Below are 21,263 nucleotides of genomic sequence, written 5' to 3' on the forward strand. Positions count from 1 at the left end.
TAATGTTCAACTCTCTGGAGCATGATAACGCGATAACCAATGTGCATAAGGTGCCGGTAACACCCAGGCAGGATCAGCAATTTTTAAGGTTTTAGCTGCAAGGTATGGCCAATGAGGATTGGCTAAATGGGCTCGTCCCACCATAACAAGATCCAGCTGTTGATCCGTAATAACCTGGTTCACCGTGTCAGGTTCATCAATACCCCAGGCTGAAGCGACTGGCATTTCAGCTTCACGCCGCACTCGTTCGGCAATCGGTACCAATAATGCCGGTCCCCAGGGAATATTTGCATCAGGGGTGGAAAACCCAATACTGACACTGAGTAGATCCAGACCTGTTTGTTTAAATTGGCGGGTCAGATGGATAGAGTCACTCAACGTTTCTTCATCACGGCCGTCATATTCAATCACCCCGAAACGAGCAGTTAATGGCAGATTTTCTGGCCAGACGTCACGTACCGCCTGTAATGTTTCCAATAAGAATCGGCTACGACCGGCCAAATCGCCTCCATATTGATCGTCGCGTTGATTGGAATGAACTGAAAAAAAGCTTTGTGCCAGATAACCATGCGCAAAATGCAATTCCAGCCATTCAAAGCCTGCGGCTCTCGCACGTTTGGCAGCGGCAACAAAATCAGCCTTAACCCGCTCGATATCCTCCAATGTCATGGCTTTGGGGACTTTGGGCAAATTGGCACCAAATGCAACGGCAGAAGGCGCTATGGTTTGCCAGCTTTGCGGATCATCATCCGCTAAATGGTCATCGCCTTCCCATGGACGATTGGCGCTGGCTTTACGTCCCGCATGTGCTATCTGAATGCCTGGACAAGCACCTGCTTTTTTAATGGCTGAAGCAATTTTTGCCATGCCTTCTGCCTGGGCGTCATTCCAGATGCCAGTACATCCTGGCGTTATTCTTCCTTCGGGACTAACTGCCGTCGCTTCAACGATCACCAGCCCCGCACCGCCACGGGCTAATTGGGTGTAATGCGCCAGATGCCAGTCATTGGTCAATCCATCATTAGCACTGTATTGACACATCGGGGGTACCGCAATGCGGTTGCGTAATGTCACATCTTTTAGCGAAAACTCAGTAAATAACGCTGTCATAAAAATCTCTTGTTAAAAATAAAAACTCAAAAAAATCCACGAATAACTCATTCCGGTCATGTTGAATACTTAAAAAGCACTTTTAATAACCCCACCATCAACACGAACAGCGGCACCCGTTGTGGCCGAAGCTAATGGGCTGGATAGATAACAGACCATTGAAGCGACTTCATTCGTGGTGGCGAAACGCTTAATCAAAGAAGTGGGTCTGACATGTTCAAAAAAGTCTTTTTCAAAGGCTTCGAGACTTTGACCTTCTTTGGCGGCGAGATCCGTCACAAAAGTTTCGACACCTCGTGAGCGTGTTGGCCCGGGTAATACAGAATTCACCGTAATATTGGTACCGGCAACCTGTTCGGCCAGACCACGGGCAATGGCTATCTGAGCCGCTTTGGTCATGCCATAATGAATCATTTCTTCAGGGATCTGCACTCCGCTTTCACTGGAAATGAAAATTACCCGGCCCCAGTTTTGCTGTTTCATCGCTGGCAGATAGGCCCGCGTCAATCGCACACCACTGAGTACATTCACATCAAAAAAGCGCAGCCAGTCTTCGTCCGGAATATCTTCAAACGGCACTGGCTCGAAGATACCCAGGTTATTAATCAGAATATCTACGCGGGGATATTGCTGAGTTAATTTTTCCGCTTCAGATGCCAGAGACAGATCCCCAGAAAATCCATGCAGAGTGCCTTTTGCAGTTGTTTTTAATGATTCAACAGCCTGTTTGACGGAGGATTCCGAACGTCCATTGACGATTACATTGGCCCCTTCATCTGCCAGTGCTTTTGCAATGGAAAAACCAATGCCCGCCGTGCTGCCGCTGACTAAAGCGATTTTATTTTCGAGTTGCAGGTCCATAAATAGCTCCATAAAATATACATTTAACCGGGTCAGAATGACTTGCTGATTACTCTGTTATCTTTTTTAACGTTGCCGTTAATCTTGCCGCAGATACCTCCCCCATATGACTCTCCATCAGCATTCCCTGCTGATCGAAAAACAACGTGACAGGTAAACCATAAGCATTGAAGGCATCTGCGACTTTTCCTGTTTTATCCAGTAAAACATGCTCAAATTTCAAGTCATTTTCAGCGAGAAACGCCTCAACCTTTTCCAGCGATTCCTGCTGATTGAGCATCACAAACCGGATATCAGGATACTGCTGTTGTAATTTTTGAAAGGCAGGCATTTCACGCTGACATGGCGGGCACCAGCTGGCCCATAAATTCACCACCGTCACATTATTTTCAGTGAGTTGATTCAGAGATATTGCTTCGCCATTAAGCTGTTCTACAGCAATTTCAGGCATGACAACCTGATCACCACCTAAATTTAACAGCAGCGAAGAGGCTGAAAAAAACAGTAAAATTGAGACTGCGCCACCGAATAAAGCCATACGTTGCTGTGACAGACGTTTGATTTGCAAAAGCAAAAACAGCACCATCGCTATCGTCCCGGAAATCCAATCCACGCCACGATCACGGAAATCCAGCATCTGCCAGACTGAGTCGTATTGATCAGCAAATTTGATGACAAACACGATACGCCCAATCACCAACCCGAATAGCAACATCATTAACAACGGATCAGTCACCGAACCTTGATTTTTTCTGGACAGAATTGAGGCCACCAGAATCCCGATAAGCGCACTGCCAAATAACAGCAACGGCTCCAGTGGCAAGGAAAATGGACCGAGATTAATCGACATCATTGACCAAACATCCTGCTGATTTCGTCACCCATCGGCATGCCTTCCACCAGTCGTACATGACCGTTTTGATCTTTATAAACACTGGTCGGGGTCGCCATTAACCCCAACTGTTCCATCAACAGATTATTTTCCTCAACCCGCCGTTTACCCTCGGCTGATGTTTGTTCATCCGTATTTTTAGCCGAATCTCCAGAATGTTGAATATGCTGCTGCAAGGCTTGTTCCGGGGATTCAGCGGCTAAAATTGATGCCGATTTTTCAATGCTGTTTTCCTGCAGTATGCCTACCATAATATGACGGAACTGCACCTCACCCGATGCAATATATGGCTCGGCAGTTTCGCGTAATCGCTGGCAATACGGACAATATGGATCAGTAAAGGTGTAAATAATCTGTTTGGCGTTTTGTGGCCCATCCTGGATCCATTTCGCCTGTTCCAGTGTTTGCCAGACTTTTTCATTCTGTGGAGCGCTGACCAGTTCATACAGAGCCTCTTCGCCCAAATCGTCGCCCTGTGCATTTATCAGATTACCAATCAACGCATACTGTTTGTCTTCGGTAAGATAAATGCTCATCGGCTGACCTTGAATATTGGCGGCATAACCGGTCAACCCGGCAGGTGCGTCAAAACTGTCGATAATGGTGACACCCTGTTCTTTGATATAGCTTATAACTTCGGGCTCCTGCTGTTCAGCTATCGCCCAGTAACTTCCGAAGCCGATACAAAGTAACAAAACAGGGATGATAAATTTCTTCATTGATAACTCCGTTAGACGGTTGGTTCATAAGACTAGCTGGATGGAATTAAGTGGGGATTAACAGACAGGATGGCAATCCTTTACTTTAAATCTCTCAAGTTTATTGGATACATTTTTCACAACAACGCAGCGTGTGAAAACTTATGGTAAAACGTAGGACGGATTTTCACTCAGGTCATATTTTTTATGAACGCAAACTGGTTGCAACTTTCGCCACGCTATCAGGTGATATTGGCTGGTATCTGTGCATTAATCCTGACGGTGGGAATTGCCAGGTTTGCTTATACGCCTTTTTTACCGATCATGTTAACCGAAACGTCACTGAATAAACTCAGCGGTGGCTGGTTGGCAACATTTAATTACATCGGTTACCTGTCTGGTGTGGTGCTGATTTCGTTTTTAACCAGCCTCAAAACCAAGTTTCTGTTTTATCGCATCAATCTTGTTCTGGCCGTATTAAGTACGATATTAATGGCCGTCACCACCGATATCGTTTTATGGAGTATTTTGCGATTTATTGGTGGCCTTACCAGCACCGCAGGGATTATTCTCGCCGCCGGCTTTGTGATGGGCTGGCTGAAACAAAACGGCTACAAATCCGCATTGGGAATTCATTTTTCAGGGCTGGGGCTGGGTATAGCGATACCCGGTATTGTTATTGTGTTGATAACGCCTTATTACAATTGGGCTGAGCAATGGCTGGTTATGGGGTTATTTGGTATTTTGTTTTTTTTGCCCGCCTGGTTTCTGATGCCTGCCCCTGCTCTACAACACACTCCATCAGCTGATTTTGCTGCGCCTAATTCAAAGTGGATGCGTTTGATGATTGCCGCTTATGCCTGTGCTGGTGTGGGTTATGTTATCAGCGCCACTTTCATTGTAGCGATACTGGAAGGCATGCCAAGCCTGTCGGGCAAAGGCAGTTTAATCTGGGTGATGTTGGGTATTGCGGCAGTTCCATCCTGCATTATTTGGGACAAAGTGGCAGAACGCATTGGTGAAACCCGAGCCATCATGACAGCCTATGTGATGATTCTCCTATCAATTCTGATTCCGCTTGTCAGTGAATCGTTTTTTTTCAACCTGATAGGCGCTTTGATATTTGGAGCGACCTTTGCCGGGATTGTCAGCCTCATGCTGGTTTATGTCGGGCACAAATTTCCTCATAACCCGGCAAAGGCTATGGCAAAACTGACCATAAGTTACGGTATAGCCCAACTTATCGCACCCGCTCTGGCGGGTTATCTGTCGACACTGACAGGTAATTACCTGTCCTCCATGTGGATGGCGGCCGCTGTGATGATCACGGGCATTTTCTTTGTCTGGCAAATACATCGATTTGAGAAAAATAAACACCCTCAAATCAATACACCTGTGTTCTGATAAGTTCTTTCCAGCCGTATTAATGGTAAATGGCTTATTCTTCTTTCAAGGTCAGCCGAGTCCCATCAGGTCGTTCCAGGGTTTTGTCATCAATGCGTTTGAAAGTGAGATTGATATCGCCGGAAGTCACCACTTCATTGCTGTCGACCTCATAGGTAAAACTATAGGCACCAGGTACTCCTCCAATCAGCTGTCCCTGACCATCGGCATTAAACTCATAACCTGTACCATATTGTGCATCGACATAGGCTCCTTCCTGAAAATCAGAACCACAGGCAGTGAGTGTTATCGCTAACAATAAAGGACTTAACCGGCTCCAGCCTGCCGACTTAATATTGTTGAGCAGAGTGAGTGTGGTTTTCATAACATTACCTCATAAAGTCAGAAGTTCAGGAAGACAAAATCAGCTTTTCTCTCCATGAGAAAACCGATCACGTATAGGTTTAAAAGCCAGTACAACCTCATCTTTCAGATTATTGACTTTGATAACCCGACCAAACCGATAGCTATTAAAACCGATGTAATACAACCCAAGTTGTAGCAACGCCACCAACAGAAACAACGCACTGCCAATGGTCATTAAAAGCAGTAGCGTTGAAGCGATGTACACCACACTGAGCACTGCAAGATGGTTTTTATCCAAACTGGTTAACTGTTGTGAACAGACAAAATATCCCAGCATGGCCAATATAAATCCCAACAAAGCAGCTACCGCCAGTGGCGGCAATAATACCCCCCCTGCAGCGCCCACCAGAAACAGTATATAGCTGTAACGTGTATATTTTTCCTTAGCGATAAAGCCTAATAGTTTGTCACTGCTCAGGTTCTCTCCAACCCGATCATCAAAATCTGGCGACTGCTTTATTTGCTTATTCAGCGAAAAAAACGCGACCACCCCAGCCAGTAACAAGAGGATTCCCAGCCAGAAAATCATAGGGCTGTAGGAAAGACCATCGCTTAATGCCGCCGCTCCACGGCAAATCGGTGGCGAGGAATAGATGCACGCCATCATTTGCGTGATGACATCTTTATTGCCATAACGACTCATTGTATCCAGAGTGGATGCGTAGGCTGCAAAAAACCACACCAGCGATATCAGCAAAATGACCATACCCGCCAGCATCAGAATCAGGCTGAGTTTTCTTGGATTCATGGGCTGAACTCCTTTTCAAAGGTCGGGAAAAATATCACTGGAGATGACTCTTCCAAACAGACAGCATTGGGAAATGGGGGGACAAAGCGATAAAGTCCAGGCATTGAAAGCCCGCTATTAAGACAAAATACAACGTTAGTAACCATCTGGGCTCAAGCTGCATTGACTGGAGATAAAGTGATACGCATCATTCGCATCTCTTATATTTTTTGTGAAATATTTCACAGTTTACACTTTACCGCAAGCATTATTTTCACCGAACCTATCACAAAACTCCATCCATAACAGTGGTTTAGCACATTATTAAACCAAATGGTTGACAATAATTAATAATGAGAGGATATTAAACCTCATGGTTAAATATAACGCGACAAATTTAGATACTTTATTTCATGCTCTGGCTGATCCAACACGGCGCTCAATGTTGCAGGCTCTGGCTTTGCAAAGCCGGTCGATCGGTGAGCTTGCCGAACCGTTTGATATGTCACTGGCAGCGGCTTCGAAACATATTCGGGTTCTGGAACAGGCAAGTTTAATTAATCGCAAAGTGCAAGGCAGGAGTCATATCTGCGAACTGAATGCAGCACCGATGCATGGCGGCCTTGAATGGATACAGCATTACCAGCGCTATTGGAATCAGCAACTGGATACGCTGGAGCAGTTGCTTAGTAAACCAGAGTCAAATTAATCTCATAAGGAGTCAATGTGATGTCCAACATTTATGGTGAATTAATTACCCCTGACACATTACAGATTGAACGAACATTGCCTGGCCCGATTGAGCGTGTCTGGCGTTATTTGACTGAGCCTGAGTTACGGCAAAAATGGCTGGCTGCAGGTCCCATGGAGCTGGAAATGGGTGGTGAAGTGACGTTGGTATTCAACAATAATTCATTGACCACCGCTGGAGATCTGCCACCTGAAAAATATGCCGACTATGGCGGTGAACATATTGTTAGAGGCAATATAACGGCTTGTGACCCGCCGTTTTTACTCAGCTATACCTGGCCGATGGGAGACAATGAAAACTCCGAGGTGCGTTTTCAATTAACCGAGCATGGCGATAAAGTTCGGTTAACCGTCACCCACTCCCGCTTGCTTAAATCGGAACAAAAGCTTTCTGTAGCGGGAGGCTGGCATGTGCATCTGGAATTTCTTCTGGCACAGCTTAATAATCAAACACCCCCACCGTTTTGGGCTACCCATACAACACTGGAAGCGGAATATGCACGATTATTCAAATAGCTGAATCGTGTACGGTGCACTTTCAGGGGAAATTCAGCTGCCATGAAACACCAAAACGGTCTTGTAACCAGCCAAATTGCTGACTGAAGCCATAATTATCCAGCGGCATATGAATCTGACCGCCTTCGGCAAGGGTTTTAAATAGGGTGCTGAGTTCGTCAACTGATTCGCAGTTCACAAAGATTGAAAACGCCGGGGTAAAGTCAAAGTCATGCTTGACTGGGCTGTCAATGCAATTAAAGGTTCGCCCGTTTAACGAAAACCTGCCAAATTGTAATTTGCCTTTATTTTCACCAGAAGTATATTCGGTTGATTCGATAATTTCAGAATCGGGGAACAGCTCTACGTATAACAACATGGCTTGTTTCGCATCGCCATCAAACATCAGATGTGGAAGAATTTCTGTTGCCATTGTCAGTAATCTCTCCTCGCTTGGTATTATTGAATTTACTGAGGCTTAATGCCTACTCAAACAAATTGCCCGGCTGCATGGCCTGAAGCCCAGGCCCACTGGAAATTGTGCCCACCCAAATGTCCAGTAACATCAACGACTTCACCGATGAAATACAATCCCGGATGCTCCTTGCTTTCCATGGTTTTGGAAGACAGAGCATTGGTATCAATACCTCCCAGTGTCACCTCGGCGGTTCGATAACCTTCGGTACCCGAAGGTTTAACTGTCCAGGGTTGGCAATGCGCAACAATCTGTTCAATATCAGCATCGGAAAGCTGACCAACAGGTTTGTCTTCAATCCATTGCTCACACCAAAGCTGTGCGACGCGGCGGGTCAGTTTTTCGGCCAGTATGGTTTTCAGAGCCGTTTTGGATTTTTCACGACGCATTTCCATTAAATAAGCGGTTAACTCGATTCCGGGAAACATATCTATTTTCAACACTTCCCCGGGCTGCCAATAACTGGATGCCTGCAATATTGCCGGGCCACTTAAACCACGGTGGGTAAACAGAATATTCTCACGAAACGAACAGGTATCTGTTTCGGTGATGGAGTCCAGGGAAATACCACTTAATTCAGCCAGCGGTTTAAGTTTGTGGTCATCCAGTACTACGGGAACCAAACCCGCCCGCGTGGGTAACAGCGGAATATTGAGCCTGCGGGCCAGTTCAAAACCAAATCCTGTCGCCCCCATTTTAGGGATCGATAAGCCACCCGTCGCAATGACCAGAGATGCACATTGCAATTTACCTTCTGACGTTTCAACCAACTTTTGTCCGGCAGTTTCCAGCACCTTAACCGGCGTATTGGTCTTGATGGTTACCCCGGCCCACTCACACTCGGTGACTAACATCTGCACGATATCTTTCGAAGACTCATCACAAAACAGTTGCCCCAGTTTCTTTTCGTGATAGGCAATCTGATGACGTTCAACCATCTCGATAAAATGCCATGGGGTGTAACGACTGAGTGCTGATTTCACAAAGTGCGGATTATTGGAGATAAAGTTCTCCGGGCTGCAATACATGTTTGTAAAGTTGCAGCGACCACCACCAGACATCAGTATCTTCTTACCCACCTTATTGGCATGCTCAAGTACCAACACCCGTCGACCGCGTTGTCCGGCAGCAATAGCACACATCAACCCGGCGGCACCGGCGCCGATAATGATTACGTCATACTGATTGGAAAGTTCGTTATTGATTGTCATGGACGGGCATTTTACGCAAAAATACCCGCAAATGACTGACAACTTAAAGGCTGAAAGATAACCTAGTCCTAGGTTGAGATGACTCTGCCAACGATACGATCTATCCAGCTCAGTTCACGCAAAGGCAAATCAGCAGAATGACGATAGCCTTTGATGAGCGCTTCAATCAAATCACCATGATTTACCCATTCTTGTGGATACCGGAAAAAATGCCGCCAGTTGCGACGTCTGGCCCAACGACTTAAAGACCAGGATTGAAAACGCATATCAAGAATATCGATAAGGCCAAAATCCATTTCATTGACAATAATATTTCCGGGATGGATTGAGCGGAAATAAATTCCCCGGCGCTGCACCAAGGCTAAAAACACACCCAAGCGGTACATCAGATTTGCATCGGCTTCATTGGATTTAACAATGTCTCGTAAAGTACGGCCTGCCAAAGGGGAGTAAATAGCAACAGTGTGTGATTCACCTACAATGCGATGCAATGCCTTCACTTTCAGCGTTGGGATATCAAGCTGTTCTAATTGATGAGCGTTACGGGCAAATTTAACCGCTGCCGGCGCCAGCAATTCTCTGTTAAAAAACCGTTTACGATAAAAAAACTTTAAAAATTGGCCATCAGCTAGTACGGCCACTTTAGGTCCTTTTTTGTCCTTTTCGATCACAGTAGCCGTTTCCATCAGGGTGGCTAAATGCTCAGCAGAAAGGGGGCGAATATTAAGCATAAATGTTTTCCATAACGATGTTCAATCCTGATGTTTTAAAGGGAGCCGCGGCCATATATCACCCGTCTGAGACATATAATCAAGATAATGATGCCCGTATTTCTCCAGCCCATCTTCTTCTTCCCGAGGTACTCTCAAGCAATAGACCAATACAAAAGTCATTAACCCTGCCACTCCGGCCAACCAATTCTGCGATAACAATAATTGCGTTAATGCCAGGACTAAAAGCGCGGAATAAAAGGGATAACGTATGTATCGGTAAATCCCTTTGGCAACCAGTTTTTTCTGGTAATTAGCGGGAGCACTATAATCACGAACCGCTCTGTACAACAGCCATATCCCCAAACTGCCACTCAGAACACCAAACCACGCAATTTCGTCATAATACCGCAAATCGGCAAATTCCAACCATGGCAACGTGGCATCAATCAGGGGAAGGCTAACCATACTTATCAGGGTAACAATCGTCAGCGCCGTTATTTCATTATCCCACTTATTATCCTCTAAAAAACGCCATCGACTATTACTAGAGAACAACGCCAGAGTCGCCCCTGCAATGAGGATAATGAGTACTAACTCAGAAATTTGGTCCGTCATGTAATCACCTTATAATCAAGTCATTAATTATCAAGCTGGCTATGTATTAACAGCAGATAGAGCATTGGTAGTTAATAACTTACTGAAAGTTCATGGCAATTTTATTACCATGTTAACTATTAGCGGATTACCTGTATACATTATCTCTGGCCAGGGAAGCATATAAGTCAAAAATACTGCCATCTGCTTCTTGTCTAAGCTAACGCCAGCTTAGCTGACAAAAGTTACTGATGTCCTTTTTTTGTTATTACTTTGAAAATCATGAAAATAACCTGTAACGGCAGAACTTTATGGGTTTTAATCTGTTTGAATAATTAAGAAACTAACACCATAAAAACTAATGACCAGAACAAAACACTTGATTTTCATCACGCCACATTGGCGCTTATGCTTATTTTTGTTGCCAATGTTCGCCATGCTTTCAGCTTGTGGAACAACTCCGTCTGGTCTCACAAAAACACCAGAAAGAGCGGAGTTCCCCAAACCAGCAGATGAGGCTCACTATTACGATGAAATACAGGCCATGCTACTGCTCTATCAACAGCATGAAGCATGGCAAGGCACGCCTTATCGTATTGGCGGAGTCAATCGTTCAGGCATCGACTGTTCGGCTTTTGTTCAAGTGACATTTCGTGATGTATTCGGTATGGATTTGCCGCGAACCACTGAACAGCAATCGCGTATGGGGCAACGCATTAACCGGCAACAATTGCGACCCGGCGACCTGGTGTTCTTTCGCAATGGCCGCCATGTCGGAATTTATCTGGAAGAGAACAAATTCCTGCATGCCTCAACAACACGTGGTGTAATGATTTCCAATATGGACAACAGCTACTGGTCTCGCCATTTCTGGAAAGCAGTCAGCGTACGTCGTTGAGATTTCTTCTGTTGAAACCGCGAGCTGCTATCATAGCGTTCGTGTTGAACTCCTTCGGAAAAGCATTGTGACCAAATCTGTACCACTGACCCAAGAAGCCTATTTAGAAAAATGCAAAAGTGCCGCCAGCAAGGGCGATGCTATTGCCCAAAATACACTGGGGTTTCTTTATCTCAACGGGCAAAGCGTCGAACAGGATTATCACCAGGCAGCAAAATGGTTTCGCCATGCTGCTGAGAACAACTATGCTCCAGCCCAATTTAATCTCGCCATCATGTACAAATTGGGCCAAGGGGTTGAACAAAATCATCCCGAATCAATTAAATGGATGCAACTTGCGGCAAATCAGGGTTACGCCGAGGCGCAAAGCAACCTGGGGAATATGTACTATCAAGGCCTGGCGGTAATGCAGGATTATCAAATGGCGTATATGTGGTGGTCTTTAGCGGAACAAAATGGTGCTGAAGATCTTCAGCATATTAAAGCCGTATTACTCAAAAAAATGTCTGAAAACGAAATCCGGCAGGCCGAACAATCTATTAAACAATGGCAAAAGCAGCAGTGACAATCATCTGACTGCCACTATTCCCAACGATAATCCAACAATTTTATTTTATTTTGCTTAAACTGCACGCCCTCGTTTTCCAGTAATTTTCGTTGCCGTTGGTAGCCATCACTGCCCACCGGAAACGCGATTTCACCTTTGGCATTAATCACGCGATGCCAGGGTAAATCAGAGTCATCCGGAAGTTGCTTTAGTGTAGTTCCCACATAACGTGCATGCCCCGGATAACCGCAAATCCGAGCAATCTGACCATAAGTTGCAACTTTTCCCTCAGGAATCATAGCGACCACTTGCCAGATGATTTGGTTGAGTTTGAGATGCTCCACTTTATTGCCTACGCTCAATTATTGCTCATATAACGTTAATTTCAGTCCGGTTTTATCGCTTGCCAGTTGCACTCCATATCAGTCACAGGCAAGATTCAATCTGTTGGCTTTATTCAGCAATCCTTTCCAAATATTCAGGAAACCAGATTATGCAATCTCTCACTCGATTTTCCGTATTAATAGCCAGTCTGTTCTCAATCTCTGCCACCGCTTTGGCAGAAACGCCCAACCTGCAACCCGGCCTTTGGGAATACACCAGCACCACCACCATGGAAGGCCCTATGAATTTCCCGCCTCAAACGGCCAGCAATCAGGAATGCCTGACCCAGGCACAGCTGGACAAGGGGCAAGACGTCATCAATATGCCTGAGGAATGTGATATTACGCAATCAGATATCAAACGTGACCGAGTTGATTACGCTGCGAGCTGCAATATGGATGGTATGACAACCATTTTTAAGGGTTATGCCAACTTTAAAGGTAATCGCATTGAGGGCAAAATGACCAGTGAGATGAACACCCCAATAGGTCCGGTAAATATGAAAACTGATTATTCTGGCGAGCGGATTGGCGAATGTTCACCTTGATCCAGGGCTTGTTGATTCAGCTGCACATTCCTCACTCCAATTGGTTCGCCCCATTATCAACATCCAATATGATAATGGGGTGAGGTTCATTTACCTTACTATTACAACAGCCTGCCGAACTTTCGACTGAAAAAACTGCCTTCTGCTTTATAACCGTTTGAATCTGACTTTCCGTTTTCAGGAGGGTTGTTTGAATGCTGGATTTTTTCAAAGTGGTTTTGGGTTGTTTTATCATGATGCCCGCCTATGGCGTTATTCATGGTGAACCAACACCGATTGACGTTGTTTCAACGGGCCAGATTCATATTGAGCAACTTAAATGGTATGGCGGCACCAACAGTCAGGTTACGGAACAGGACGAATGCAGTTCTGTAGTAGTAGGTACTCAGCCACTGACCGTATTAACGGTTGCTCACTGCTTGCGTGACTCTAAATTAACCCCCAACACGCGAATCCCGGTTGTTAAGATATTTTTAGGCAAGCCGGTACCCGTATTACGTGCGGCGCTTTACACCCGTTTTAATGAAATTGAACGCAATCTGGCCACCGATCTGGCCGTACTGATATTTGACGGAAACGCGCCTGAAGGGATTGCAGCCATTCCAATCGTCAACTCACTTGAAAGCCCACAAGTTCTGGTATGTGGGTATGGCCGAGGAATTAACGATGCCGACATTAATGTCCCTCGCTGTGCGAACAAAACCGTCTTATCTGCAGAAGATGACTTCTACCACTTTGTACCTGAAATCTACGAACAGCTTGACCCCCTACTGCACCTGCAATTTCGCGCGCAGTTTCTGGCAAAATATGCCGTAATCAGCTCAACCTCCGCCCTGCTAGCCATGAATCGGGTGGAAAATGAACGTTATCAATTTACCTTACCTATGCCAACAAGAGGTGATTCCGGAGGGCCATGGATAGTGAATCAACAAAACGGACAACAAGGTGTGATCGCGTTAACCAGTTTTGTCGAAACCTTTTACCGGAAAAATAAACAGTGGCCATTTTTCAATGAAAACCGTGCCCCACTGACTGATTTCCCTTACGCAGCGTATGGTGTTCGACTGAATACCGTTGAAGCTAAGGCATTATTCACTCGCGCCCGGCTTGAAGGCGCTGACATTCAGATGATGTCTGAGTAACAGCGTTTTTTCACCATTCATAGTGACCGCCTGATGCAAACAATCAATGTTAAGCTGGCGTTGATGGGATTCATAAATCCATCCATCATCCGGCTGATATAAAGAAGAGACTTCAAAAAAATGACATTAGCAAACATGTATCATCTGACCTTCTCCGGCTTGTTTATTATTTTGCTGACCCTGCTTATTCAATGGTTTATCGCCAGCAAAAGCAAAGCCTCGCAAGCTGGTGCAATTCCCGGCAAAATTGCTGAAGAACTGAGTCATGACGCTTTTGTATTTCGAGCCCATCGCACGTTTATGAACTCACTGGAAAATCTGCCATTGTTGCTGGGCACGACGTTTATGGCGATTTTAATCGGTGCAAATGCTCTATGGACCGGTATCTTTGTCTGGCTATTTGCGATTGCCCGTATTGTGCATATGGGACTCTATTACGCCATTGCTACTGAGCAAAACCCCAGCCCGAGAACCTGGTTTTTTATGGTTGGCCTGCTCGCTAATGTGGCATTGCTGGTGTTATGTGGCATTACTTTGCTGAGTTAACAGATGGTTATGAAATCTTTTCGAGGTCACAGCCCCAGATTGGGGAATCGGGTTTGGGTAGATGACAGTGCTGTGATTATGGGTAATGTCGAGATCGGCGATGACAGTTCGGTATGGCCGTTGGTATCCATCCGTGGTGATATGCATCAGATTCGTATCGGCGCGAGAACCAGTATTCAGGATAACTCCTGTTTACATATTACCCATGCCAGTGAATTTAATCCGGAAGGCCATCCCCTGATCATTGGTGATGATGTCACAGTAGGCCATCTGGTGATGTTGCATGGCTGCACGATTGGGAATCAGGTGCTTGTCGGCATGTCCTCTACTATACTGGATGGCGCGATTATCGAAGATCAGGTGGTTATTGGTGCGGGTTCGCTGGTACCACCGGGAAAAAAACTTGAATCCGGTTACCTGTATTTCGGCTCTCCTGTAAAACAGATTCGCCCATTAACGGTGGACGAACTGAATTATTTCCAATATGCCTGTCAGAACTACGTAAAGCTGAAAAATGAATATCTCAATAACAATGATTAAGCCGCCAGCTGTTTAAGTCGTTCATTGATCTGATCCTTCCTGGTTAACAGTTTCTGGGTATCTGCTGATTCAAATTCAACAATGGCGATGGATGCCTGAGGAAAATTATCTGCCAACTCACCATTCAGCATGGCATCAGCAGCATATTTAGCCATGTTGACGACTGCGGCCAATTGACTTGCCTCCTTGTCAGTCGAAGGCGTTTCAAGATGCTGAATGGTTTCAATGACCAGAGCCGGCATACGCCAGCGAATAACGATCATCTGCGAAACGGTCAGCCAGTATTTATCTTCCAGCTGATGAACAATCGAATCATCCAGAGGCAAACTCTGTTGCGCGGCAACATCAATCAGCGTTTGAAGTACCGCCGGACGGCCAATGGAATGAATCAATCCTGCCAGAAAAGCGACTTCGACGTTCACGTTGCAGTGACTGGCAATCTCTTTAGCCCACAATGATGTCGCCAACGCCTGCTGCCAGATGGATTCCGCATAGCCTTCATAGCCCGGAGTATTGAATAATTTCGCATTGAGTACGGCGCTGATAGCAATTTCACTGACAGTCACCATACCCAGACGGGCAATCGCCTGTTGAAGTGATGTCAAATTTGACATCGGTGTATACGCTGCCGAGTTGGCAATACGCATTACATGGCCAGCGAGCGATGGATCACTTTCAATCAGCTGCGCCATTTGACTGGCATCAGACTCTTTATCATTGGCCAGCATAAACGCTTTGTTCGCGACCTCAGGCAGTATCGGAACCTCTACAAATCCCTCTGCGATTGCCTGATTTAACAGATCTTCCAGTTCTGATCTTACGTGCTGATTATCTTCTTGCATTTCTCTATCCATATCTGATTGATAAATATTGTTTTTTGCCGATTTATCATTCTGTCTTGATTCAACTTATCGCCATTCAGACTACTTAGCGATAAACATCAACTAGAAAGCCGACATCGATAAAGCTTACTCAATACGTCACCGACCAAAGTAGCACCATCATTTCATTACGTCTATTTTGAATCATGCAAGTAGCTGATTTCAGCTTACAACAAAAAACCGCTTCTTATATTGGGCTCAAATGACCATCAGTCAACCTTCTGATTTTAGCCATAAAACGCCCTGTTTTTTTCACTCATTTCAGCGTTAGCTGAATAAGGTGACAAGGATTTTCCTGAATTTACAGCTAAAACCACAAGTTTTGTGCTGAAATACATTTTTTTCACAGCGTGCCTATATACAATATCAGCAAAAATTAATACTAAAGGTAGCCGACTTTGACACAACGCATTGCTTCTAGTGAACTCCGGCTTGGTATGTATATAAAAAAGCTGGGCGGTTCATGGATGAAACACCCGTTTTTACGTAGTAGTTTTTTATTAACCGATCCCGATGATATTAAAAAAATTCTTGAGGCAGGCATTGAGGAAGTCTGGATCGATGAGGATAAAGGTGAAGCTTCTAAAACATCGCCCTCCCTGCCACCATCACCACCCGCTGCCGAAACGTTATCAGACTCACTTCCTCAGCAAACCGCCAAAGATAAAAAATCTGTCGCGCGAATTTCAATGGAAGAGGATATTAATCGCGCGCGGAAACTCTTCAATGATGCTAAACCACAGGTTATGGCAATGTACCAAGATGCCCGATTGGGTAAAGCCATTGATCCCCAAACAACTTTACCGTTAGTGAATGAAATTGATTTAATGGTGCAGCGAAACTCAGCCGCAATACTCAGTGTAGCTCGTCTGAAAACTCATGATGACTACACATACATGCATTCATTGGCGGTGTGTGCATTGATGATATCGATGGCACGCCAACTCAATCTGAATGAAGAGCAGGTTAAGTTGGCTGGTGTCGGCGGATTAATGCACGATCTTGGTAAATCCCTGATGCCATTGGAAGTGCTGAACAAACCCGGAAAACTTTCTGATGCAGAATACAACATCATGAAAAAACATCCGGTTGCCGGCGCCAAATTACTTCAGAACTCCGGTGCTGAACCAGAGGTCGTCGACATCGCTTTGCATCATCACGAAAAAATGAACGGTTTGGGCTACCCCAACCGGTTACAAGGTGACGAAATATCATTGTATTCCCGTATGGCGGCCATTTGTGATGTCTATGACGCTGTCACATCTGAACGCGCTTATAAACAAGCCTGGGATCCGGCTGGCACTATTCGGGAAATGGCAAAATGGGAGGGGCACTTTGATAAGCCGCTTTTTAATGCTTTCGTAAAAATGGTGGGCATTTATCCGGTCGGTTCTCTGGTACGACTTTCTTCACAAAAGCTGGCCGTAGTGATAGAGCCCGGTAAAGGTTCGCTTGTCACGCCAAAAGTTAAAGTGTTTTTTTCCCTGCGTTCTAAAGCACCTATTCAGATCCAGGTAATCGATCTCTCCCTGCCAAGTTGTAAAGAGACCATTGATGGGCCTGAAGATCCAAGCAAATGGAATTTCAAACAACTGCAAGATCTCTGGCTTTAAAGGTTTATTACTCCGTCCTGTTCAGTTTGATAGCAACATATCATCCATCAGACTTTTACCTTATAGCCCGTTTTAAAAATCCACCAGATAAACATCATAAACATGATGAGGAAAGCAGTAATCATCATCAGACTGAATGTCAGACTGACATCGGCTGTACCATAAAAACTCCAGCGAAAACCACTAACCAGATATACCACCGGATTGAACAGAGTCACTTTCTGCCAGAACTCAGGCAACATACTGATCGAATAAAACGTGCCACCCAGAAAAGCTAAAGGCGTGACAACCATCAATGGAATAACCTGTAATTTTTCAAAACCATCCGCCACTACACCAAGAATAAAACCCAGCATGCTGAAAGTAATACAGGTCAACACCAGAAACAGCATCATCCATAACGGGTGCAGAATCGAGTAATCCACAAATAATTTGGCGGTGAGCAAAATCAACATCGCCAGAATAATCGATTTGGTAGCAGCAGCGCCCACATAACCAACCACAATCTCAAATGCCGAAACCGGTGCCGACAAAACTTCGTATATAGCCCCTGACCATTTGGGCATATAAATGCCGAACGAGGCGTTGGAAGTGGTTTCAGTCAACACCATCAACATGATCAAGCCCGGAATAATAAAGGCACCATAACTCACACCGCCAATTTCAGTCATCGCCGAACCGATGGCCGATCCGAATACGATGAAATAAAGCGAAGTAGACAACACCGGCGAAGCAATACTTTGCAGCGGCGTGCGCCAGCTACGGTGGAGTTCGGATAAATAAATGGCTTTAATGGCATACCAGTTCACTTTGACTCCTCCAGCAGACTGACAAAAATTTGTTCCAGGGTACTTTGTTTGGTTTGCACATCACTCAGCTCGATCCCGGAACGATGAATTGCCGCCAATACCTCCGTCACATGATTGGTCGGTTGATTATCAACATAATCATAGGTCAGCGTTTTGCCATCTTGGCCAATATGCAACACAAAACCATTCAGCTCACCGGGTAACTGAGTAATCGGATGTTGTAACTGTAAGATAAGCTGCTTGCGGCCCAGCTTTTTCATTAAATCCTGCTTGTTATCCACCAGCAGGATCTCGCCATGATTAATAATGCCAATTCGATCCGCGATCTCTTCGGCTTCTTCAATGTAATGTGTAGTGAGAATAATGGTGGTGCCTCTTTGGCGTAGCTTTTCCACCAGCCGCCACATATCACGGCGTAATTCCACATCCACCCCGGCGGTCGGTTCATCCAGAAACAATACTTCGGGTTCATGCGCCAGGGCTTTTGCAATTAACACACGGCGTTTCATGCCACCGGAAAGAAATTGAATTTTGGCACGCCGCTTATCCCATAAAGACAAGGCTCTTAATATTTCTTCCAGGTATGCATCATCACGCGGCTTTCCAAAAACGCCCCGACTGAACACCATGGTATCCCACACAAATGCAAACACATCTATCGCTAATTCCTGGGGCACCAGACCAATTTGTTTGCGTGCCTGACGATACTGTTTGACAACATCATAACCACCTACCAACACCTGGCCCTCACCGACGTTAACCAGTCCACAGATAATGCTAATCAGCGTGGTTTTTCCAGCGCCATTTGGGCCTAACAGAGCAAAGATCTCACCACGTTTGATTTGCAGATTAACCTGCTTTAACGCCTGAAACCCGGAAGGATATTGTTTACTGAGATTGCGCACATCAATGATGTGATTTTCCATCAGTCGTGTTTCCTTTACTGCGGTATGTAAGCTTAGTCATTTTAGGGGCTTGAACTTTCATCGCCCCTCGAGTGTTGTTCTTCAACAAGGTTTAAATTTGTCTGCATTTAAACATAAAACAGCAGTGAAATAACTCAATTACTCCAATGCGATAAAATCGCTGCAGTTTGGCAGCGCCATGTTAAAACAGTGTTAACAGCAGCAAGATTTAAGATTACGGTTGCCGAGCAGGCAACGCGGTTGCAGGGCCAGGTTGCATCGCTGCTTCATCAAGACTGTCACCAATATTGAATGTCACCGTCCTGATTTTATCCAACGCGTTTCCGGCAGGTTCCTGTCGCAGAATAATAGATCTGAATAGCTGATGATCCTGCGCGTCCATTACCGAGTCGATGGTGTCAGAACGCGGTTCAAATCCCCATTCGATTCCACCCGCCCATGTACAGAGTGCAGCTTCATCAATAGTGGCTTCAACACACGGCTGCTCAACCACCTTCCGCAACTGATCAGTCGCATTGGTATCCTGACGAGCCGGTGTTCGCAACAACAAACTGGTTTGTATATTCGTCAGTCGTTCAGACTCATACAGCTGATTATTATCAAGCAGTACACTGCGTATTCCTGCTTCTTCAATCAATACATGCCGACCACTGCTGACAAGTTCGAAATGACAGTGTGGCTGCTGTTGTGGTTCAGCCAGTTGATAATCCCATGCTTCCAGACGATAGGCAGTTCTGGTCTCATCCAGCCAGCGCTGCAGTCGAATGGTTCCCAGGCGATTCCGCTCATTTTCGCTCAACGCTTTTATCGAAACGCCCTCATCCTTGCAGATATTCAGCAAATCCGCATATAGTTCACGCCGGTTCCCGGCAGAGACAGGGGTAATGGTTTGATCAATATAGATATTTGGCATGGCGGGACGCTGCTCCACCCGCTCAACTGTTTTCGGCTCAAGTGGTGCAACGGATGTGTCCGGTTCTGACTCTTCCCCACAAGTGGTCAGCATCCCTACACAGACAAGACTCAAGGCAGCTATCAATAAAAAACGGAGTTTGGCCGTTAACATCACCTTACCAGTTGATAGTGCTAGTTCTCATCACATTCAAGAAATTCATAACCAGTGCCTTCATCAAGATTTATCAGTTCAGAAACGGCTTGAAAACCAATCTGCCGGGCAGCAACCAGATCCGCCTGTGGTATCTGGTGAATCAGTATAGTCCCTGTCCCCATACCACACGCAGCCGGATAAGCGACACCGGTTCGCTGACCACAGTGAGTTTCAATTACCTCAATATTTGCCGTTGATAATTTTTCTGCACTGTCAGTGGGTGAGATCCCTGACGTTTCACATTGCAGAGCATTTCGACTCTCATAAACCATTACCGGCTCCTCAACCGCGCAACCGCTCAGTAAAACCAATGAAGTTAAGATGGTTAATCGCAGTTTCATGAGCACGCCTTAATGTTAATATCCAGAGGAGGAATAAATCGTTTTCATCTTCCCATATGAATCTACTCTAATCATCCAACAATTTGAATAGCATGAAGCGTTGATGCTGTTCAGAGCTATCGGAAATAGTAGTTGAAATGATATTTTGGGATCAATTACACACCACGAAAAACGTATTGATGATGTGCTTTGAAAGGATATAAAAAAAGGGTAAGCTCTCGCTTACCCTTTGTTTTGCAGTTGTTCAGAGGCCTGAACATAATTGTCGAAATTCTGAATATAATCATCCATATTCAATTCCAACATACGTCGATATTCATTGACAAAAAAATCGACGGTTTCATCCCGCGCATCAGCCATATCCATGGCATTAGTCCATCCAGAAGCACAGAACCACGCACTGTATCTGGCTAAGCCATACATAAATGATGCACTGACTTCACCGGCCTCTACACTTTTCGCCATTTGCATATTAGCCAATTTGATAAATGCATCCGCTCTATCGAAAAAGGCTTTATCTCTCTCACTCATAAAGGTTTCGCTTTTTTTATTTTGCAGTTGGGCTTTCAGCCAGTAAAGAACCTGCAGAATAAACTTGCTCACGGAAGATGAATACGGAACTCAGCACAATAGATCGCAGGAATAT

27 protein-coding genes are annotated in these 21,263 nt (G+C 45.3%); 10 read left to right on the top strand and 17 right to left on the bottom strand.

Features of this window, described 5'->3' with window-relative positions:
* Window positions 1-6 precede the first annotated feature (6 nt).
* The 4 genes from B2W60_RS05560 to dsbG form a co-directional block, all read right to left on the bottom strand.
* On the bottom strand, window positions 7-1,110 hold the full coding sequence (locus B2W60_RS05560; RefSeq protein WP_292362207.1) for an NADH:flavin oxidoreductase/NADH oxidase: 1,104 nt from the start codon (window positions 1,108-1,110) through the stop codon (window positions 7-9).
* Window positions 1,111-1,179: 69 nt separating this feature from the next.
* Window positions 1,180-1,971 (bottom strand): SDR family NAD(P)-dependent oxidoreductase, encoded by a 792-nt coding sequence (locus tag B2W60_RS05565; protein WP_292362206.1) that lies wholly within the window; start codon window positions 1,969-1,971, stop codon window positions 1,180-1,182.
* A 49-nt stretch (window positions 1,972-2,020) separates the two neighbouring features.
* Entirely contained in the window at window positions 2,021-2,824 is an 804-nt protein-coding gene (locus tag B2W60_RS05570) for a TlpA family protein disulfide reductase (protein ID WP_292362205.1), read from the bottom strand.
* Window positions 2,821-3,582: a thiol:disulfide interchange protein DsbG gene (dsbG, locus tag B2W60_RS05575; RefSeq protein WP_292362204.1), complete on the bottom strand. Its 762-nt coding sequence runs from the start codon at window positions 3,580-3,582 to the stop codon at window positions 2,821-2,823. The genes B2W60_RS05570 and dsbG overlap by 4 nt, the downstream gene beginning before the upstream one ends.
* A gap of 186 nt (window positions 3,583-3,768) precedes the next feature.
* On the opposite strand from dsbG, the gene B2W60_RS05580 reads away from it, so the two are divergent.
* A complete protein-coding gene (locus B2W60_RS05580; protein ID WP_292362203.1) occupies window positions 3,769-4,965 on the top strand; it encodes a YbfB/YjiJ family MFS transporter in 1,197 nt (398 codons plus the stop codon).
* Between the two features lie 34 nt (window positions 4,966-4,999).
* On the opposite strand, the gene B2W60_RS05585 is transcribed toward B2W60_RS05580, so the two are convergent.
* Together B2W60_RS05585 and B2W60_RS05590 are read right to left on the bottom strand one after the other, a co-directional pair.
* Window positions 5,000-5,329, bottom strand: coding sequence for a hypothetical protein (locus tag B2W60_RS05585; RefSeq protein ID WP_292362202.1), 330 nt, complete (start codon window positions 5,327-5,329; stop codon window positions 5,000-5,002).
* Between the two features lie 39 nt (window positions 5,330-5,368).
* Window positions 5,369-6,118 (bottom strand): hypothetical protein, encoded by a 750-nt coding sequence (locus tag B2W60_RS05590; protein WP_292362201.1) that lies wholly within the window; start codon window positions 6,116-6,118, stop codon window positions 5,369-5,371.
* A gap of 352 nt (window positions 6,119-6,470) precedes the next feature.
* Here B2W60_RS05590 and B2W60_RS05595 point away from each other — a divergent pair, with 352 nt between their 5' ends.
* Both B2W60_RS05595 and B2W60_RS05600 read left to right on the top strand, forming a co-directional pair.
* Window positions 6,471-6,806: an ArsR/SmtB family transcription factor gene (locus B2W60_RS05595; protein WP_292362200.1), complete on the top strand. Its 336-nt coding sequence runs from the start codon at window positions 6,471-6,473 to the stop codon at window positions 6,804-6,806.
* A gap of 20 nt (window positions 6,807-6,826) precedes the next feature.
* Window positions 6,827-7,363, top strand: coding sequence for an SRPBCC family protein (locus tag B2W60_RS05600; RefSeq protein WP_292362199.1), 537 nt, complete (start codon window positions 6,827-6,829; stop codon window positions 7,361-7,363).
* Window positions 7,364-7,385: 22 nt separating this feature from the next.
* Here the strand turns inward: B2W60_RS05600 and B2W60_RS05605 are convergent, their stop codons facing one another.
* The 4 genes from B2W60_RS05605 to B2W60_RS05620 all read right to left on the bottom strand — a co-directional run bounded on the left by B2W60_RS05605 (window position 7,386) and on the right by B2W60_RS05620 (window position 10,356).
* The gene (locus B2W60_RS05605; protein WP_292362198.1) at window positions 7,386-7,775 is read right to left on the bottom strand and encodes a VOC family protein; all 390 of its coding nucleotides are present in this window, start codon (window positions 7,773-7,775) and stop codon (window positions 7,386-7,388) included.
* Window positions 7,776-7,831: 56 nt separating this feature from the next.
* A complete protein-coding gene (locus tag B2W60_RS05610; protein WP_292362197.1) occupies window positions 7,832-9,028 on the bottom strand; it encodes an NAD(P)/FAD-dependent oxidoreductase in 1,197 nt (398 codons plus the stop codon).
* Window positions 9,029-9,096: 68 nt separating this feature from the next.
* Window positions 9,097-9,759: a toluene tolerance protein gene (locus B2W60_RS05615; RefSeq protein WP_292362196.1), complete on the bottom strand. Its 663-nt coding sequence runs from the start codon at window positions 9,757-9,759 to the stop codon at window positions 9,097-9,099.
* Window positions 9,760-9,780: 21 nt separating this feature from the next.
* Window positions 9,781-10,356 (bottom strand): methyltransferase family protein, encoded by a 576-nt coding sequence (locus B2W60_RS05620; protein WP_292362195.1) that lies wholly within the window; start codon window positions 10,354-10,356, stop codon window positions 9,781-9,783.
* Between the two features lie 340 nt (window positions 10,357-10,696).
* Here B2W60_RS05620 and B2W60_RS05625 point away from each other — a divergent pair, with 340 nt between their 5' ends.
* A complete protein-coding gene (locus tag B2W60_RS05625; RefSeq protein WP_292362194.1) occupies window positions 10,697-11,233 on the top strand; it encodes an NlpC/P60 family protein in 537 nt (178 codons plus the stop codon).
* A 67-nt stretch (window positions 11,234-11,300) separates the two neighbouring features.
* Window positions 11,301-11,798, top strand: a complete 498-nt coding sequence (locus B2W60_RS05630) for a tetratricopeptide repeat protein (RefSeq protein WP_292362193.1) — start codon at window positions 11,301-11,303, stop codon at window positions 11,796-11,798.
* A gap of 17 nt (window positions 11,799-11,815) precedes the next feature.
* Here the strand turns inward: B2W60_RS05630 and B2W60_RS05635 are convergent, their stop codons facing one another.
* A complete protein-coding gene (locus tag B2W60_RS05635; RefSeq protein ID WP_292362192.1) occupies window positions 11,816-12,142 on the bottom strand; it encodes an MGMT family protein in 327 nt (108 codons plus the stop codon).
* A 131-nt stretch (window positions 12,143-12,273) separates the two neighbouring features.
* On the opposite strand from B2W60_RS05635, the gene B2W60_RS05640 reads away from it, so the two are divergent.
* The 4 genes from B2W60_RS05640 (at window position 12,274) to B2W60_RS05655 (ending at window position 14,939) form a co-directional block, all read left to right on the top strand.
* Window positions 12,274-12,711 (top strand): DUF3617 domain-containing protein, encoded by a 438-nt coding sequence (locus B2W60_RS05640; protein ID WP_292362191.1) that lies wholly within the window; start codon window positions 12,274-12,276, stop codon window positions 12,709-12,711.
* A 194-nt stretch (window positions 12,712-12,905) separates the two neighbouring features.
* Complete coding sequence (locus tag B2W60_RS05645) at window positions 12,906-13,853, top strand: trypsin (protein WP_292362190.1); 948 nt, start codon at window positions 12,906-12,908, stop codon at window positions 13,851-13,853.
* Between the two features lie 120 nt (window positions 13,854-13,973).
* A complete protein-coding gene (locus B2W60_RS05650; protein ID WP_292362189.1) occupies window positions 13,974-14,399 on the top strand; it encodes an MAPEG family protein in 426 nt (141 codons plus the stop codon).
* A 3-nt stretch (window positions 14,400-14,402) separates the two neighbouring features.
* Entirely contained in the window at window positions 14,403-14,939 is a 537-nt protein-coding gene (locus B2W60_RS05655; protein ID WP_292362188.1) for a gamma carbonic anhydrase family protein, read from the top strand.
* On the opposite strand, the gene B2W60_RS05660 is transcribed toward B2W60_RS05655, so the two are convergent.
* Entirely contained in the window at window positions 14,936-15,781 is an 846-nt protein-coding gene (locus tag B2W60_RS05660) for an HDOD domain-containing protein (protein ID WP_292362187.1), read from the bottom strand. The genes B2W60_RS05655 and B2W60_RS05660 overlap by 4 nt on opposite strands.
* Before the next feature lie 476 nt (window positions 15,782-16,257).
* On the opposite strand from B2W60_RS05660, the gene B2W60_RS05665 reads away from it, so the two are divergent.
* A complete protein-coding gene (locus tag B2W60_RS05665) occupies window positions 16,258-17,433 on the top strand; it encodes an HD-GYP domain-containing protein (protein ID WP_414673525.1) in 1,176 nt (391 codons plus the stop codon).
* A gap of 47 nt (window positions 17,434-17,480) precedes the next feature.
* Here the strand turns inward: B2W60_RS05665 and B2W60_RS05670 are convergent, their stop codons facing one another.
* The 5 genes from B2W60_RS05670 to B2W60_RS05690 form a co-directional block, all read right to left on the bottom strand.
* The gene (locus B2W60_RS05670) at window positions 17,481-18,242 is read right to left on the bottom strand and encodes an ABC transporter permease (RefSeq protein WP_292362185.1); all 762 of its coding nucleotides are present in this window, start codon (window positions 18,240-18,242) and stop codon (window positions 17,481-17,483) included.
* A complete protein-coding gene (locus tag B2W60_RS05675; RefSeq protein WP_292362184.1) occupies window positions 18,239-19,168 on the bottom strand; it encodes an ABC transporter ATP-binding protein in 930 nt (309 codons plus the stop codon). The genes B2W60_RS05670 and B2W60_RS05675 overlap by 4 nt, the downstream gene beginning before the upstream one ends.
* Before the next feature lie 214 nt (window positions 19,169-19,382).
* The gene (locus tag B2W60_RS05680) at window positions 19,383-20,234 is read right to left on the bottom strand and encodes a hypothetical protein (RefSeq protein ID WP_292362183.1); all 852 of its coding nucleotides are present in this window, start codon (window positions 20,232-20,234) and stop codon (window positions 19,383-19,385) included.
* Between the two features lie 20 nt (window positions 20,235-20,254).
* Entirely contained in the window at window positions 20,255-20,617 is a 363-nt protein-coding gene (locus B2W60_RS05685; RefSeq protein WP_292362182.1) for a hypothetical protein, read from the bottom strand.
* Window positions 20,618-20,839: 222 nt separating this feature from the next.
* A complete protein-coding gene (locus tag B2W60_RS05690) occupies window positions 20,840-21,148 on the bottom strand; it encodes a DUF3144 domain-containing protein (protein ID WP_292362181.1) in 309 nt (102 codons plus the stop codon).
* Window positions 21,149-21,263: the final 115 nt, after the last annotated feature.

This window comes from Methylophaga sp. UBA2496 (genome assembly GCF_002341635.1).
Taxonomy (GTDB): Bacteria; Pseudomonadota; Gammaproteobacteria; order Nitrosococcales; family Methylophagaceae; genus Methylophaga.

Bases quoted from the DNA above. Each gene is read 5' to 3' on its own strand.
- B2W60_RS05560 (WP_292362207.1), bottom strand. From the start codon at position 1,110: ATGACAGCGTTATTTACTGAGTTTTCGCTAAAAGATGTGACATTACGC.
- B2W60_RS05565 (WP_292362206.1), bottom strand. From the start codon at position 1,971: ATGGACCTGCAACTCGAAAATAAAATCGCTTTAGTCAGCGGCAGCACG.
- B2W60_RS05570 (WP_292362205.1), bottom strand. From the start codon at position 2,824: ATGATGTCGATTAATCTCGGTCCATTTTCCTTGCCACTGGAGCCGTTG.
- dsbG (WP_292362204.1), bottom strand. From the start codon at position 3,582: ATGAAGAAATTTATCATCCCTGTTTTGTTACTTTGTATCGGCTTCGGA.
- B2W60_RS05580 (WP_292362203.1), top strand. From the start codon at position 3,769: ATGAACGCAAACTGGTTGCAACTTTCGCCACGCTATCAGGTGATATTG.
- B2W60_RS05585 (WP_292362202.1), bottom strand. From the start codon at position 5,329: ATGAAAACCACACTCACTCTGCTCAACAATATTAAGTCGGCAGGCTGG.
- B2W60_RS05590 (WP_292362201.1), bottom strand. From the start codon at position 6,118: ATGAATCCAAGAAAACTCAGCCTGATTCTGATGCTGGCGGGTATGGTC.
- B2W60_RS05595 (WP_292362200.1), top strand. From the start codon at position 6,471: ATGGTTAAATATAACGCGACAAATTTAGATACTTTATTTCATGCTCTG.
- B2W60_RS05600 (WP_292362199.1), top strand. From the start codon at position 6,827: ATGTCCAACATTTATGGTGAATTAATTACCCCTGACACATTACAGATT.
- B2W60_RS05605 (WP_292362198.1), bottom strand. From the start codon at position 7,775: ATGGCAACAGAAATTCTTCCACATCTGATGTTTGATGGCGATGCGAAA.
- B2W60_RS05610 (WP_292362197.1), bottom strand. From the start codon at position 9,028: ATGACAATCAATAACGAACTTTCCAATCAGTATGACGTAATCATTATC.
- B2W60_RS05615 (WP_292362196.1), bottom strand. From the start codon at position 9,759: ATGCTTAATATTCGCCCCCTTTCTGCTGAGCATTTAGCCACCCTGATG.
- B2W60_RS05620 (WP_292362195.1), bottom strand. From the start codon at position 10,356: ATGACGGACCAAATTTCTGAGTTAGTACTCATTATCCTCATTGCAGGG.
- B2W60_RS05625 (WP_292362194.1), top strand. From the start codon at position 10,697: ATGACCAGAACAAAACACTTGATTTTCATCACGCCACATTGGCGCTTA.
- B2W60_RS05640 (WP_292362191.1), top strand. From the start codon at position 12,274: ATGCAATCTCTCACTCGATTTTCCGTATTAATAGCCAGTCTGTTCTCA.
- B2W60_RS05645 (WP_292362190.1), top strand. From the start codon at position 12,906: ATGCTGGATTTTTTCAAAGTGGTTTTGGGTTGTTTTATCATGATGCCC.
- B2W60_RS05650 (WP_292362189.1), top strand. From the start codon at position 13,974: ATGACATTAGCAAACATGTATCATCTGACCTTCTCCGGCTTGTTTATT.
- B2W60_RS05655 (WP_292362188.1), top strand. From the start codon at position 14,403: ATGGTTATGAAATCTTTTCGAGGTCACAGCCCCAGATTGGGGAATCGG.
- B2W60_RS05660 (WP_292362187.1), bottom strand. From the start codon at position 15,781: ATGCAAGAAGATAATCAGCACGTAAGATCAGAACTGGAAGATCTGTTA.
- B2W60_RS05665 (WP_414673525.1), top strand. From the start codon at position 16,258: ATGTATATAAAAAAGCTGGGCGGTTCATGGATGAAACACCCGTTTTTA.
- B2W60_RS05675 (WP_292362184.1), bottom strand. From the start codon at position 19,168: ATGGAAAATCACATCATTGATGTGCGCAATCTCAGTAAACAATATCCT.
- B2W60_RS05680 (WP_292362183.1), bottom strand. From the start codon at position 20,234: ATGTTAACGGCCAAACTCCGTTTTTTATTGATAGCTGCCTTGAGTCTT.
- B2W60_RS05685 (WP_292362182.1), bottom strand. From the start codon at position 20,617: ATGAAACTGCGATTAACCATCTTAACTTCATTGGTTTTACTGAGCGGT.
- B2W60_RS05690 (WP_292362181.1), bottom strand. From the start codon at position 21,148: ATGAGTGAGAGAGATAAAGCCTTTTTCGATAGAGCGGATGCATTTATC.